Here is a 13,759-nt window from a genome sequence, read left to right as displayed (position 1 = left end):
TGCCGTCGCGACCTGTTCCAGGATCAGATTATCCCTCATGGCATGGCTCCTTGCCACTCTGACGCAAAGCGGGCTTGCTCGCTGCCCCTTGCCTTTCAAGAACTTGTCTCTGTAGAGTTGATGGGTCGATCTGGGGCGAAGAGCGTCAGCGCCGCGACCGCGCCAAGAGAGAGGAGCGCCGAATGCAACTTGCCTTGCTGAGTGGTTTCGTGGTGGCCGGATTTGCCCCGCTGCTGCATCGGTGGTTTGGGGCTCGCACGCCGCTGGTGATGGCCCTGCTGCCGGCTTTCCTGGCGGCCTGGCTGATGGGGCTGTGGCCAAACGTTACATCCGGCGAGACCCTTCTGCTGGAATGGGCCTGGGTGCCAGGGCTCGATATTACCCTGACCTTCCTGATCGACGGCCTTTCCTGGTTGTTCGCCATGCTGATCACGGTGATCGGTGCCCTGGTGCTGATCTACTCGGGAGAGTACTTGCGCGGCCATCGCGACCTGCCGAGCTTTCTGGTGGTGATCACGGCCTTCATGATGTCGATGCTCGGCCTGGTGCTGGCCGACAATCTGGTGACGCTGTTTGTGTTCTGGGAGCTCACCAGCCTCACCTCCTACCTGCTGATCGGCTTCAATCATACCGACCCGGATTCCCGCAAGGCGGCCCTCCAGGGGCTGTTTGTCACTGCGGGAGGCGGCCTGGCGCTAATGGCCGGATTGGTCATGCTGGCGATGGCCGGCGACAGCTGGTCGCTTTACGAGCTGGTACAGCGTGGCGAGGTGCTGCGTGATCATGCGCTCTATACCCCGATGCTGATCTGCCTGCTGATCGGCGCCTTCACCAAGTCGGCGCAATTTCCCTTTCATTTCTGGCTGCCCAACGCCATGGCCGCCCCCACCCCGGTCTCTGCCTATCTGCACTCGGCGACCATGGTCAAGGCGGGGATCTACCTGCTCGCCCGGCTGCATCCGGCGCTGGGGGGCACCGATGGCTGGGTGATCACCCTGTCTCTGGTGGGAGCCCTGACCATGGTCACCGGCGCCTTTCTGGCGATTCATCACACCAGTATCAAGAAGCTGCTGGCCTACTCCACGGTGATGGCGCTGGGGACCCTGACCATGTTGCTGGGCGTCGGCACCCAGAAAGCCCTGATCGCCTTCGTGGCCTTCCTGGTGGGCCACTCGTTCTACAAGGGCGCGCTGTTCATGGTGGCGGGCATTCTCGATCATGAGACCGGCACCAAGGATGTCACCGCCATGGGGGGGCTGCGCCAGGTGATGCCGCTTACGGCGGTCGTGGCGGGTCTTGCCGCCCTGTCGCTGGCGGGTCTGCCGCCGCTACTGGGGTTCGTCGGCAAGGAGCTGATGTTGGCTGCGGTGCTCGAGGCCGTAGACTGGCGGCCTCTGCTGCTGGCGCTGGCGCTGGTGGCCGCGATCCTGACCCTGGCGGCGGCCGCCATCGTTGCCCTGCGGCCCTTCTTCGGCCGCCGCCAAGAAACACCTTCGACGCCCCATGAGCCCCCGCGCGCCATGCTCGCGGGGCCCGCGGTACTGGCCGTGCTGTCACTGCTGTTCGGCCTGATGCCGGGCCTGCTCGACTCACTGGCGAGTGTCACCGTGGCGGGCATCGCGCTAGAAGGCGGGGAGGGGGGCGCCGCCGAGGTGCATCTGGCGCTGTGGCATGGCTTCAACCTGCCCTTGCTGCTGACCTTCGTGAGTCTATTGCTGGGCTTGCTGGTCTATCGTCACTGGGACACCCTGCGGACCTGGCTGGCGCGTCTCGACCCGCTAATGAAGCGCGGCCCCGAAGCCGGCTACGACGCGCTCATGGCCGGCATGGTGGCATTCGCCTACTGGCAGACCCGGATGCTGCAGAATGGTTATATACGTAACTATCTGGTGATGACACTGCTGGTGCTGGTGGGACTGGTCGGGCATGCCCTCTTCTTTCGGCATGCCCCTGAGTTCGATCTGGTGCTCTCGGTCTATCTTCACGAGGCGATCGTCGTCGGTCTGATGGTCGCCGGTGGCGTCTCGGCCTGTGTGATGCGCTCGCGTCTGGCCGCCGTGGCCGCTGTGGGCGTCATGGGGTTTTCCATCGCCCTGACCTTCGTGCTGTTCAGCGCCCCGGACCTGGCCATCACCCAGTTGCTGGTAGAAACCTTGACGGTGATCCTGCTGGTGTTGGTGCTGTTCCGGCTGCCACATTTCGCCACCCTGTCCACCCCCGGCGAGCGGCTGCGGGATCTCGTGGTGGCGAGCCTCACCGGTGGCCTGATCACCCTGCTCATGCTCTCGGTGCTTGCCGGCGAACGCCTGCCACGGATTTCGGACTACATGATCGCCAACAGCCAGCCGCTGGGCCATGGTCATAACATCGTCAACGTCATCCTGGTCGACTTCCGGGCGTTGGACACCTTGGGGGAGGTGTTCGTACTGGCGCTGGCGGCCATCGGGGTCTATGCCATGATGCGGTTTCATGCCAGTTCGCAATGGACTCAGCCGTCGCCGAGGAAGAACGACGATGACTAGAACGGGTACCCTGATCCTCAATGTCGCGGCGCGACTGCTGCTGCCGCTGCAATTGCTGTTCTCGCTGTTTCTGCTGCTGCGTGGCCATGACGAGCCGGGCGGCGGTTTCATCGCCGGGCTCGTGGCCGCGGCGGCCTTCACACTCTATCTCTTCGCCCATGGTCGTCGTGCCATGAGCGAGATGCTCAAGGTGTCGCCTCGCGACCTGGTCGGCATGGGGCTGTTGTTCGGCGTGCTTTCGACGCTGCCGGCCTGGTGGAACGGCGAGCCCTTCTTCACCGCTCAGTGGTGGACCATTCCGGTGATCGACTTCAAGGCCTCGACGCCGCTGATCTTCGATATCGGCGTCTATCTGGTGGTGGTGGGTTCGGTGCTCATGGCGATCACCGCGCTGGTCAAGACCGATCAACATGACGATGAAAGCTGAGGAGCTGCCATGGAACCCTTGATGGCCGTCGCAATCGGCATTCTCTTTGCCGCCGCGATCTACATGATGCTGCGGCGCTCAATCGTCAAGCTGGTGATCGGGTTGATGCTGCTCTCGAACGCCGCCAATCTGTTGATCTTCGCCACGGCAGGCATGGTGCGTGGTGCTCCGCCGCTGGTCCCGAAAGGCATGACGGCCCCCGCCGGCGCCGTGGCCGACCCGCTACCCCAGGCGCTGGTGCTCACCGCCATCGTCATTGCCTTCGGCGTGCTGTCCTTCGCCGTGGTGCTGGTGCGCCGGGCCTGGGAGATCGTGCGCGCCGATGACTTGGACAGGATGAAGGATACCGATACTTGAATCCGCAGATTGCGCTGCCCATTCTCATACCCTTGCTGGCAGGGGCCATATCGCTGGTGTTCTGGCGCTCCCGGAGCATGCAGCGTTTCATCGCCGTGGCCGGCACGGCCGGCCTGCTGTTGACCGCTCTGTGGCTGCTGACCACGGTCAACCGTGACGGCATTCTGGTGATGAACATGGGGGGCTGGCCGGCCCCCTTCGGCATCAGCCTGGTCGCCGATCTGCTGGGGGCGACCATGGTGGTACTCACCGGGATCATCGGTTTTGCCGTGGCGCTCTTCTCACTGGGGTCGGTGAAACGCAGCCACGAGACTTACGGCTACTTCCCGCTGATGCACCTGCTGCTGGCCGGCGTTGCCGGGGCCTTTTTAACCGGCGATATCTTCAATCTCTATGTCTGGTTCGAAGTGATGCTGGTGGCGTCCTTTGCGCTGCTGATCCTGGGCAGCGAGAAGGCGCAGATGGAAGGGGCGATCAAATACGTCACCCTCAACCTGATCTCCTCGGTGGTCTTTCTGGTTGCGGTAGGCCTGCTCTATGGCATGGTGGGCACGCTCAACATGGCCGACATCGCTTTTCGTCTGGCGACACTGGAAGACGATGGCATGATCGACGTCCTGGCGATGATGTTCATGGTGGCCTTCGGCATCAAGGCCGCGGCCTTTCCGCTGTTCTTCTGGCTGCCGGCCTCCTACCATACCGCTCCGGTGGCGGTTTCGGCGCTGTTCGCCGGCCTGCTGACCAAGGTCGGTGTCTATGCATTGTTCCGGGTGTTCACCCTGATCTTCAACCAGAGTCCTGGCTATACCCATGAGATCCTGCTGTGGGGGGCGGGCTTGACCATGCTCTCCGGGGTGCTGGGGGCGGCGGCGCAGTACGAGTTCCGTCGCATCCTGTCGTTTCACATCGTCAGCCAAATCGGCTACATGATTCTGGGGCTGGCGCTGTTCACCCCGCTGGCGCTGGTCGGTGGCGTCTTCTATATCGCGCACCACATCATCGTGAAGACGAATCTCTTCCTGATCAGTGGCATCGTTCAGCGGCTGCGGGGCACCTATGAGCTCAAGTCCCTGGGTGGCCTTTATCAAAGCCATCCCTGGCTTGCGGTGCTGTTCCTGATTCCGGCGCTGTCCCTGGCCGGCATGCCGCCACTCTCCGGGTTCTTCGCCAAGTTTCTCGTGATCCGTGCCGGCCTCGAGGCCGGAGCCTACGGGGTGACCTTTATCGCCTTGCTGGTCGGGCTTCTGACCCTCTACTCGATGATCAAGATCTGGGCCGAAGTGTTCTGGAAGGCGACGCCCTCGGAGGCCGACGTTGATCCCCCGCCATCGGTCGGCTCCAAGGAGATGTGGCTGATGTTGGCGCCAGTGGTCGCGCTGGGGATGTGCACCTTGTTCATCGGCCTCAACGCCGAGCCCCTCTACGCCCTGGCCGAGGCCTCCGCCGGTCAGCTGCTGGATCCCGATCGCTATATCGAGGCCGTGCTCGGCGACACACAGGAGAAGACACCATGATCGGGGCCGCCTGCAACCTGCTACTGGGTTTTGCCTGGATCGTGCTCACCGGCGACTTCAGCGGTCGCAACTTGCTCGCGGGGCTGTTCTTTGGTTACCTGGCGTTGGCGCTGATTCAGTCTCAGGTGCCGGTGCTTGACGGGTATGCCCAGCGGCTGCCGCTCGTGATTCGCTTTATCGGCTTTTTCATCAAGGAGTTGGTAATGGCGAACTTCCAGGTCTCCTACGACATCGTTACCCCGCCTTGGCATATGAAGCCTGGGGTGATCGCCATGCCCCTGAAGGCTCAGACCGAGTTCGAGATCACCTTTGTCGCCAACCTGATCTCGTTGACCCCGGGCACGCTGAGCCTGGACGTCTCCGATGATCGGCGCGTGCTCTATATCCATGCCATGTTCTTGCATGACGAGGCAGAGGTCAGACGAAGCTTGGCGAAACTGGAACACCGTGCGCTGGAACTGTTCCATTGATGCAAGGAGGTAACCCTGTGTCGATCGTGATCCTGCTGAGCCTGGCGGTAATGGCGCTGGCGCTGTGCCTGGCCTTTGTCCGCCTGTTTCGCGGGCCCAGCCTGCCGGATCGGGTGGTGGCCCTGGAGCTTTTTTCATCGATCCTGGTAGGTTTCATTGGCGTGATCGCCATCGCCACCGACGTGCCTAGCCTGCTTGACGTGTCCATCGTCATGGCGCTGATGGCGTTCATGGCGACCATCGGTTTTGCTCGTTTTCTCGAGCGTGGGGGGCAACGTGATGATTGAGTGGCTCAAGGGCGGTCTGATACTGGCGGGAACGTTCTTCATGTTCGTGGCGGCGCTAGGCGTCTTGCGTCTGCCTGATCTCTTGACCCGCATGCACGCAACCACCAAGGCTGCGACGCTAGGAGCCGCCTTGATCATGCTGGCGGTGGCGCTGCACTTTGCCCAGGCGGTGGTGGTCGCCCGGGCTTTCGGCGTGATTATCTTCATCATGATCACCGCACCGGTGGCGGCTCATGTGATCGGCCGGGCGGGCTACTTCGTCGGCGCGCAGCTATGGAGCGGCACAGTCAAGGACGAGCTCAAGCCCAACTACAACCCCGACACCCACCAGCTGGAAAGCCGTCTGGCGCCTGGGGATGACGATCCGACGGGCTCGCCCCGCCACCGTGATTCCGGCTAGGCTGGTCGAGAGGGTGTTTGCAAAAGTCACGAGCGACGGGTCAGGCAAGGCGAAAGCAGTCATTCGTAAATACTTTCTGAGATTGTCTTGAGCGCTACTTGTTCATCCTTCACCAACCATCACAACGACCGAGGCCCAATGTTTGCTATCGGCCCCCCACGCCTGCCGTTCCTCCTGGGTATCGCCGGACTGGTCCCTTTCCTGGCCGGCGCCATCATCGTCTTCGTGGCGCCGGTACTTTGGCAGGCCCTGGCGATCAAGGCCTTCATCTTCTATAGCGCGGTCATCCTGTCGTTTCTCGGCGGCATTCACTGGGGCGTGGCGATGGGGCAGGAAGTCTCCGACACGCGGGGCTTCAAGGACCGTCTGCTGTTGAGCATGGTTCCGAGCCTGCTGGCCTGGCCGGCGTTGCTGCTCGATTATGACGATGCCGCGCTGGTGCTGATGATCGGCTTTCTGCTGGTGCGTCTCTACGAGCGCCAGCGCAGCGTGGCGGCAAGCCTGCCTGCCTGGTACCAGCGCCTGCGCAGCCTGCTGACGGCCATCGTCGTCCTCTGTCACCTCGCGGTCCTGGCGCGCTTGACCCTGATGAACTGACGAAAATCTCCGCTGATCTCATGCAAGGATGCCTCATGAATTGCCGTCTCCCCCTCCTTTTCCCGGCTACCCTGGCCCTGCTGCTCTCGGTGAGCGGTTGCCAGTCGAGCGCCAATGCGACCACGAATGCCGCCGATGCGGCCCCGGCGGCCACCAACGACACCAGGCAAGGCGGTGACGATACCAGCGTCGATGGCCCGGCGAGGCCCGAGAAGGCCGGATTCGCTGACTGGGTCGCCGACTTCGAGCGCCAGGCCCGCGCCGAGGGCATCGATGCCGCGACCCTGGCTGCCGCCTTCGATCCGGTCAGCTACCAGCCGCGGATCATCGAGCTGGACCGCAGCCAGCCGGAGTTCAGCCGCCGGGTATGGGCGTATCTCGACAGCGCGGTATCCGAGTCCCGAATCGAGCGGGGCCGGGTGCGGCTTGCCGAGCATCGTTCGGCCATCGACGCCGCCAGCGAGCGCTATGGCGTACCTGGCAACATACTTGTCGCCATCTGGGGTATCGAAAGCAATTACGGCAGTAACTTCGGCAGTTTCTCGACCATCGATGCGCTGGCCACCCTGGGCTACGACGGGCGGCGCCCCGCGTTTGCCCAGGGCGAGCTGATGGCAGCCCTGCGCATCCTCCAGAGCGGTGACATCGACCGCGAGCGCATGCAAGGCTCCTGGGCCGGGGCCATGGGCCACACCCAGTTCCTGCCATCGAGTTTCGAGGCCTATGCCCGGGATGCCGACGGTGATGGGCGACGCGACATCTGGGGCAGCATCGCCGATGTCATGGCGTCTACCGCCCATTACCTCGACGAAGCGGGCTGGCGCGAGGGCGAGCCCTGGGGGTTGGAGGTGCGCTTGCCCGAGGGGTTCGACTATGCCCAGACCGAACTCGCCAACCGCCGGTCGAGCCGGGACTGGGCGGCCCAGGGGGTGACGCCGGCAAGCGGCGACGAGCTGCCGACACTGGCCGACGCCTCGGTCATCGCCCCGGCCGGGGCGCAAGGGCCGGCGTTCCTGGTGGGGCACAACTTCCGCGTCATCATGCGCTACAACGCCTCCACCAGCTACGCCCTGGCGGTGGGGCTGCTGGCGGACCGGATCGCCGGGGAGCCCGCTATTCAGGCCGAATGGCCACGCGGCGAACCGGCCCTGTCCCGTGCTCAGATCGAGGAATTGCAGCGGCTGCTCAACGAGCGCGGCATGGAGGTCGGCGAGCCCGACGGTATCCTCGGCCCCAACACCCGTGCCGGAATTCGCGAGTACCAGCGCCGCCTGGGCAGGATCCCGGATGGTTTTGCGACCCTCGAGCTCCTGCGGCGGCTGCGCGGCGAGGGTTGATCCGGCCCGGGAGAGCCCTAGAAGAGCCTGGCAAGCAGTGCGGTCACCGCGGTTTCGACGCGCAGGATGCGCTCGCCCAGGTGCACTCCCTGGCAACCGGCGTCCAGCAGGCGTTCCACCTCATAGGGTATGAACCCGCCTTCTGGGCCCACCAGCAGCAGGGTGTCGTCGCCGATGCCCCGGGGGCAGGCCGAGGGCATGCCGGGGTGGGCAAAGAGGCCACGCCGGCCTTGCAGCAACTCCGGAAGACGGTCCTCGACAAAGGGTTTGAAGCGCCTTTCCAGGGTCACCTCGGGCAGCACGGTGTCCCGGGCCTGCTCCAGGCCCAGCCAGAGGTGGTCACGGATCCGCCCGGGGGCCAGCTCCGGCGACTGCCAGTAGCTCTTCTCCACGCGGCGTGTATGCAATAGCGTGATATGCTTGACCCCCAGGGCGGTCACATGCTCCAGCGAGCGCGCCAGCATGCGCGGGCGCGGCAGGGCCAGCACCAGATGAACCGGCAGCGGTGCGGGCGGCGACAGCTCCAGCCGAATCACCTCGAAGCAGGCCTCGTGCTCACCCAGGCTGATCAGTCGCCCTCGACCGATCGCACCCCCCAGGATGCCCAGGGTCAGCTCGTCACCCGAGGCGACACCATGCACCTCATGCAGATGGCGTACTCGTCGAGGGTCACGTACCCAGGCGTAGCCGTCTGCGTCGATATCGGCGAGGTCGAGCAGGATCAGGTTCATGATGCTCCTCTTGAGCGGAATGGCCTGGATCGAATTAAGCGTCATGCGTTCGGGCCTGGCAAGCCGTGTGGTTTCCAAGTGGGATAGTGCGATGCACAATGTGAAGCACGATTAATAGAACAAGGGGGCGCGCCGTGCGTGTGATCCGCAAGTATGCCAATCGTCGACTCTACGACACCCAACAGAGTCGCTATGTCACTCTCGAGGATCTGCGGCGCCTGATCCTCGACGAGGAGCCGTTTCGTGTCGAGGATGCCAAGACCGGCGAAGACCTGACCCGCACCATCCTGCTCTCGATCATCATCGAGCAGGAGCAGGCCGACGGCGAGGCCGAGGTCTTCTCCAACGATCTTCTGCAGCAACTGATTCGGGTCTACGCCATGGCCCAGCCCCTGCCGCTGGCACGCTATCTCGAACAGGGTACCCAGCTCATGCTGGAACAGCAGAAACGTCTGCAGGACCAGTGGCAGCAGGCCATGCGCAACTCTCCCATGGAGCTGATGCGCGAGATGACCGAAGAGAACATGCGCTTCTGGCAGAAGACCATCAACAAGGCGCAGCAGAAGGAAGACGACGCCGATGAGGACGAGCGATGAAGGTGCTGATCATCGGTGGCGGCGGTCGCGAGCACGCGCTGGCCTGGAAGGCGGCGCAATCCTCCCGGGTAGAGAGCGTCTTCGTGGCGCCGGGCAACGCCGGTACCGCCCGTGAATCCAAGCTGACCAACGTCGATATCGCCGCCGATGATCTCGAGGGCCTGGAGGCGTTCGCTCGACACAATGGCATCGAGCTGACCATCGTCGGCCCCGAAGCGCCGCTGGTAGCCGGCATCGTCGATCGATTTCGGGCGGCCGGGCTGAAGATATTCGGCCCCACCCAGGCGGCGGCGCAGCTTGAGGGATCCAAGGCCTTCACCAAGGACTTCCTCGCTCGCCACGAGATCCCCTCCGCTCGGTACGCCACCTTCACCGAGGTCGATCCAGCCCTGGAGTATCTGGCCGACAAGGGGGCGCCCATCGTCATCAAGGCCGATGGCCTGGCGGCGGGCAAGGGGGTGGTGGTCGCCATGACCGAGGTCGAGGCCGAGGCGGCGGTGCGCGACATGCTCGAGGCCAACGCCTTCGGTGATGCCGGGGCACGGGTAGTGATCGAGGAGTTCCTCGAGGGGGAGGAGGCCAGCTTCATCGTCATGGTCGATGGCCGGCACATCCTGCCCATGGCCACCAGCCAGGATCACAAGCGCGCGGGGGATGGCGACAGCGGTCCCAATACCGGCGGCATGGGCGCCTATTCCCCGGCCCCGGTGGTCACCGAGGCGGTCCACCAGCGCATCCTCGACGAGGTGATCCTGCCCACGGTGCGGGGCATGGCCGAGGAGGGCCATCCCTACACGGGGTTCCTCTATGCCGGTTTGATGATCGATGCCCAGGGGGCGCCCAGGGTCATCGAGTACAATTGCCGGTTCGGCGATCCGGAGACCCAGCCCATCCTGATGCGCTTGAAGAGCGATCTGGTCCGGCTCTGCCTGGCCGGCGTCGAGGGACGCCTCGACGAGCAGGCCTGCGAGTGGGATTCCCGTGCCGCCGTGGGGGTGGTCATGGCCGCCGAGGGCTATCCCGGCGAGTACCGCCAGGGGGATGCGATCAGCGGTTTCGAAGGCGCCGAGGCCTGCGGTTGCCGGGTCTTCCACGCCGGCACCCGCCTGGATGCGCAAGGCCGGGTCGTCACCAGCGGCGGCCGTGTGCTGTGCGTGACTGCCCTCGGTGAGCGCGTCTCCAGGGCACGTGACCGTGCCTATGACGGTGTCTCGGCGATCGATTGGGAAGGCGCCCACTACCGTCGCGATATCGCCTATCGTGCAATTGCCCGGGAACGTTGATCCGGGTAGTTTCGATCGTTTCGCTGAGTCTCCTGAACATGAGGGTTGCCATGGAGCGCGTACAGCTGGAATTTCCCGGGGGGGATGTCGTGCATCGATACCCGCTCTCGGTGCGTATCGGCGACATGAACTATGGCCGTCACCTCGGGCATGATGCCCTGCTCGGCCTGCTGCACGAGGCACGGGCCCAGGCCTTCGTGGCACTCGGCTTTCGCGAGTGGGACGTGGCCGGCCACACCAGCGTGGTGGCCGACCTGGCGGTACAGTATCGCGGCGAGGCCAAGTGGCCCGACACCCTGGAAGCCGAGACGGCGATCCCTCGCTCCCAGGGTCGTGGTCTTTCCGTCTATCAGCGTCTGCATCGCCCGACGGATGAGCGGACCATTGCCGTGGCACGCATGAACCTGGTGCTGCTCGACCCCGCCACGGGCAGGCCGGTGGCGGTGCCCGATGCCGTGAACGAGGCCCTGGACGCCTCCCGACAGCAGGGGAGCGACTGATGTCGCGGGAGTATCCGGTGCTGGCCGTCACCGGTTCGTCCGGTGCCGGCACGACCACGGTGCGCCGCACCTTCGAGCGCATGTTCGCCCGGGAGGACGTGCATGCCGCCTTCGTCGACGGTGACGCCTTTCATCGCTACACCAAGGAAGAGCTTACCCGGGTCTTTCGCGAGGAGCCGGAACGCAAGGACGAGCTGTCGCATTTCGCCGTCGAAGCCAATCTGCTCGATCGCCTCGAGGCACTGTTCCAGGAGTACGGCGAACACGGCAGCGGGACCTACCGTCACTACATCCACGCCGAAGACAAGCAGATGATCGAGGCCGGTCACAAGGTCGGTACCTTCACCGATTGGCAGGCGCTGCCCTGCGGCACGGACCTGCTGTTCTACGAGGGCCTGCACGGCGGCCTGGTCACCAGCGATCATGACATCGCTCGACACGTGGACCTGCTGGTCGGGGTGGCGCCGACCATGAACCTGGAGTGGATCCAGAAGATCGATCGTGATACCAAGCTGCGCGGCTATTCCCAGGAGGCGGTGATCGATACCATCGTCGGGCGCATGCGCGACTACGTACGCTACATCCAGCCACAGTTCTCGCGTACCCACATCAACTTCCAGCGCGTGCCGACGGTGGACACCTCCAACCCCTTCGAGGTGCAGGATATTCCCACCGATGCCGAGTCCTTCGTGGTGATCCGTTTCCGTGATCCTTCGACGGTGGACTTCCCCTACTTGCTGACGATGATCCAGGATGCCTTCATGAGCCGACCGCATACCTTGGTGGTGCCCGGGGCGCGGCTGTCCCTGGCGATGGAGTTGATTCTGGCGCCGGTGATGCGGCATCTGCTAAGCCAGCGGCGCTTTCGCTAAGGAACCATTGTGTAAATGCCTGCACGAGCGAATCGCTTCGTTGCGCGGTGCTAAAAAACTCGCCTAACATCAGTTATGTCTCGTTTTTTGCGCTCCGTGCGCCTCGCGCTTCATCTCGTTCGGCGATTTATTCAGCGATTCCTTGGTTTAAAACATGGAAACTGCAAGGAGCATTGTCATGGAATGTCTGTTCTGCAAGATGATCGAGCGCGAGATCGAGCCGGATGTGGTCTTTGAAGACGAGCAGGTGCTCGCCTTCAACGACATCAATCCCCAGGCACCGACCCATGTGCTGATCATTCCCAAGAAGCATATCGCCACGCTCAACGACGTCGGGGAGGAGGATCTGGCGCTGATGGGGCGTCTGCACCGCACCGCCGCCGAACTGGCCAGGCAGTTCGGCTTCGCCGAGGAGGGCTACCGGGTGGTGATGAATTGCAATGAACATGGCGGTCAAAGCGTCTATCATATACACATGCATCTGATGGGCGGCCGTCGCTTCTCCTGGCCGGCGGGATAGTCGGCAGATCGCGGCCTCACCTCGCATGAGGCGCATCCAGCGCAAGTGCACGCCACCATCAGTGCATACGGGGCCGTTTCCGGTCGATATCTCCGGGAGCGGCCCTCCCTTCGCCACTTCGGTTCTCTTCTTCGTTCTGTCGCTGCCCCCGTACTGGTCGCGTGCCCCGGGAGGGTTCCTGGGTCCAGGCAAGATGTCTGCCCGGCGCTTTATCGGCGCACGTGATTTTTATAGTCTCGACAGACATCGTGGCAGCCAGGAGTGATCGCAGCACGTGGACAAGTTCGAATTGAAACTGGACCAGGCCGCCAGGGCGGCCTGGCTTTCCTATGTCGGTGGGCGTACCCAGGACGAGATCGCCAGCCAGCTGGGGGTCTCGCGCCCCGGCGTGCAACGCCTGCTGGCCCTGGCGCGTCAGGAAGGTCTGGTCAAGGTGCATATCGATCACCCGCTCGCCAATTGCATGGTGATGTCGGAGGCCATCGTGCAACGTTTCGGGCTGGACTTCTGCGATGTCGTGCCGGCCGACCCCGATGCCGGCGACGGCGACGTGCATTACCTGGCGGTGGCCGGCGCCGAGCGGCTGGCCCGCTATCTGGATCGCAGCGATCCGCTGACCCTGTCACTGGGGACCGGTCGTGCGATACGCGCCATGGTGGAGGCGTTGAGCCGAATCGACCGGCCCCAGCATCGCTTCGTGTCGCTGGTCGGCAACGTGGCCCGGGATGGCTCCTCGAACCGTTACGACGGCGTCATGGTGCTGGCCGACAAGACCGGCGCCGAACGCTTCCTGTTGCCGGCACCGGTGGTGGCCAGCTCGCTGGAGGAAAAGCAGGCGCTGCAGGGGCAACGGCTGTTCCAGGCCGTCGCCGAAGTGGCCAGGCAGGCCGAGGCGGCATTCGTCGGCGTAGGGCGCATCGACCGACGGGCCACCCTGTTCCAGGATCACTTCATCAGCGAGATGGAGCTCGAGGAACTGCTGGGTCTCGATGCGGTGGGGGAGTTGCTGGGCTGGCCGATGAACCAGGCCGGCGAGGTGATCGACTGTTCCATCACCCGCCGGGTCACCAGCCTGCCGCTCGGGATGCTGCGCGGCCAGTCGCTGGTGGCCTTGGCCGCGGGGCGTGACAAGGGCCCCGCCATTCTGGCGGCGCTGCGGGGCGGCTGGCTCAAGGGACTGGTCACCGACGAGAGTGCCGCGCGTTATATCACAGAATCCGAGAACTTCTAATTAATTGGCCTAATGTCTAACACGTCAGGCTTTGCTTTTTTTGGGATTCGGGTCGATCATTTGATCATCTAGAGAGTAAATTGATCACAAGCGGTCGACAACAACGCCAAAACGC

The 13,759-nt window shown here is 63.8% G+C and carries 16 protein-coding genes; 15 read left to right on the top strand and 1 reads right to left on the bottom strand.

What is annotated here, in order from left to right; all coding sequences use genetic code 11:
• The first annotated feature begins 182 nt into the window (after positions 1 to 182).
• From BUA41_RS03185 to BUA41_RS03145, 9 genes are all read left to right on the top strand, one after another.
• Positions 183 to 2,522 carry a putative monovalent cation/H+ antiporter subunit A gene (locus BUA41_RS03185; RefSeq protein ID WP_072819697.1) on the top strand — a complete coding sequence of 780 codons (2,340 nt, stop codon included), beginning with the start codon at positions 183 to 185 and terminating at the stop codon, positions 2,520 to 2,522.
• Positions 2,515 to 2,949: a Na+/H+ antiporter subunit B gene (locus tag BUA41_RS03180; protein WP_072819696.1), complete on the top strand. Its 435-nt coding sequence runs from the start codon at positions 2,515 to 2,517 to the stop codon at positions 2,947 to 2,949. The genes BUA41_RS03185 and BUA41_RS03180 overlap by 8 nt, the downstream gene beginning before the upstream one ends.
• Before the next feature lie 9 nt (positions 2,950 to 2,958).
• Positions 2,959 to 3,306 carry a Na+/H+ antiporter subunit C gene (locus BUA41_RS03175; RefSeq protein ID WP_072819695.1) on the top strand — a complete coding sequence of 116 codons (348 nt, stop codon included), beginning with the start codon at positions 2,959 to 2,961 and terminating at the stop codon, positions 3,304 to 3,306.
• Positions 3,303 to 4,820: a Na+/H+ antiporter subunit D gene (locus BUA41_RS03170; protein WP_072819694.1), complete on the top strand. Its 1,518-nt coding sequence runs from the start codon at positions 3,303 to 3,305 to the stop codon at positions 4,818 to 4,820. The genes BUA41_RS03175 and BUA41_RS03170 overlap by 4 nt, the downstream gene beginning before the upstream one ends.
• The gene (locus tag BUA41_RS03165) at positions 4,817 to 5,290 is read left to right on the top strand and encodes a Na+/H+ antiporter subunit E (RefSeq protein WP_072819693.1); all 474 of its coding nucleotides are present in this window, start codon (positions 4,817 to 4,819) and stop codon (positions 5,288 to 5,290) included. The genes BUA41_RS03170 and BUA41_RS03165 overlap by 4 nt, the downstream gene beginning before the upstream one ends.
• Positions 5,291 to 5,307: 17 nt before the next feature.
• Positions 5,308 to 5,577: an MrpF/PhaF family protein gene (locus BUA41_RS03160; protein ID WP_139249045.1), complete on the top strand. Its 270-nt coding sequence runs from the start codon at positions 5,308 to 5,310 to the stop codon at positions 5,575 to 5,577.
• Positions 5,570 to 5,977, top strand: a complete 408-nt coding sequence (gene mnhG / locus BUA41_RS03155) for a monovalent cation/H(+) antiporter subunit G (RefSeq protein ID WP_072819691.1) — start codon at positions 5,570 to 5,572, stop codon at positions 5,975 to 5,977. Before BUA41_RS03160 ends, mnhG begins: the two co-directional genes overlap by 8 nt.
• A 138-nt stretch (positions 5,978 to 6,115) precedes the next feature.
• Positions 6,116 to 6,574 carry a DUF3429 domain-containing protein gene (locus BUA41_RS03150; RefSeq protein WP_072819689.1) on the top strand — a complete coding sequence of 153 codons (459 nt, stop codon included), beginning with the start codon at positions 6,116 to 6,118 and terminating at the stop codon, positions 6,572 to 6,574.
• Between the two features lie 35 nt (positions 6,575 to 6,609).
• Positions 6,610 to 7,911, top strand: coding sequence for a lytic murein transglycosylase (locus BUA41_RS03145; protein WP_084671104.1), 1,302 nt, complete (start codon positions 6,610 to 6,612; stop codon positions 7,909 to 7,911).
• A 17-nt stretch (positions 7,912 to 7,928) separates the two neighbouring features.
• Here the strand turns inward: BUA41_RS03145 and BUA41_RS03140 are convergent, their stop codons facing one another.
• Positions 7,929 to 8,642: a 16S rRNA (uracil(1498)-N(3))-methyltransferase gene (locus BUA41_RS03140; RefSeq protein ID WP_072819685.1), complete on the bottom strand. Its 714-nt coding sequence runs from the start codon at positions 8,640 to 8,642 to the stop codon at positions 7,929 to 7,931.
• 134 nt (positions 8,643 to 8,776) lie between these two features.
• On the opposite strand from BUA41_RS03140, the gene phaR reads away from it, so the two are divergent.
• The 6 genes from phaR to BUA41_RS03110 all read left to right on the top strand — a co-directional run bounded on the left by phaR (position 8,777) and on the right by BUA41_RS03110 (position 13,644).
• Positions 8,777 to 9,238, top strand: a complete 462-nt coding sequence (gene phaR, locus BUA41_RS03135) for a polyhydroxyalkanoate synthesis repressor PhaR (RefSeq protein WP_072819683.1) — start codon at positions 8,777 to 8,779, stop codon at positions 9,236 to 9,238.
• Positions 9,235 to 10,521, top strand: a complete 1,287-nt coding sequence (gene purD / locus BUA41_RS03130) for a phosphoribosylamine--glycine ligase (protein ID WP_072819681.1) — start codon at positions 9,235 to 9,237, stop codon at positions 10,519 to 10,521. Before phaR ends, purD begins: the two co-directional genes overlap by 4 nt.
• A 50-nt stretch (positions 10,522 to 10,571) precedes the next feature.
• A complete protein-coding gene (locus BUA41_RS03125) occupies positions 10,572 to 11,021 on the top strand; it encodes an acyl-CoA thioesterase (RefSeq protein WP_072819679.1) in 450 nt (149 codons plus the stop codon).
• Positions 11,021 to 11,893, top strand: a complete 873-nt coding sequence (locus BUA41_RS03120; protein ID WP_072819677.1) for a phosphoribulokinase — start codon at positions 11,021 to 11,023, stop codon at positions 11,891 to 11,893. The genes BUA41_RS03125 and BUA41_RS03120 overlap by 1 nt, the downstream gene beginning before the upstream one ends.
• Positions 11,894 to 12,071: 178 nt before the next feature.
• Positions 12,072 to 12,413, top strand: coding sequence for a histidine triad nucleotide-binding protein (locus BUA41_RS03115; protein ID WP_072819675.1), 342 nt, complete (start codon positions 12,072 to 12,074; stop codon positions 12,411 to 12,413).
• Between the two features lie 274 nt (positions 12,414 to 12,687).
• On the top strand, positions 12,688 to 13,644 hold the full coding sequence (locus BUA41_RS03110; RefSeq protein WP_072819673.1) for a sugar-binding transcriptional regulator: 957 nt from the start codon (positions 12,688 to 12,690) through the stop codon (positions 13,642 to 13,644).
• Positions 13,645 to 13,759: the final 115 nt, after the last annotated feature.

This window comes from Modicisalibacter ilicicola DSM 19980 (assembly GCF_900128925.1).
GTDB classification, from domain to species: domain Bacteria; phylum Pseudomonadota; class Gammaproteobacteria; order Pseudomonadales; family Halomonadaceae; genus Modicisalibacter; species Modicisalibacter ilicicola.
The sequence above is the reverse complement of the archived record's forward strand: the minus strand, read 5'-3'. Positions and strand labels throughout refer to the sequence as shown.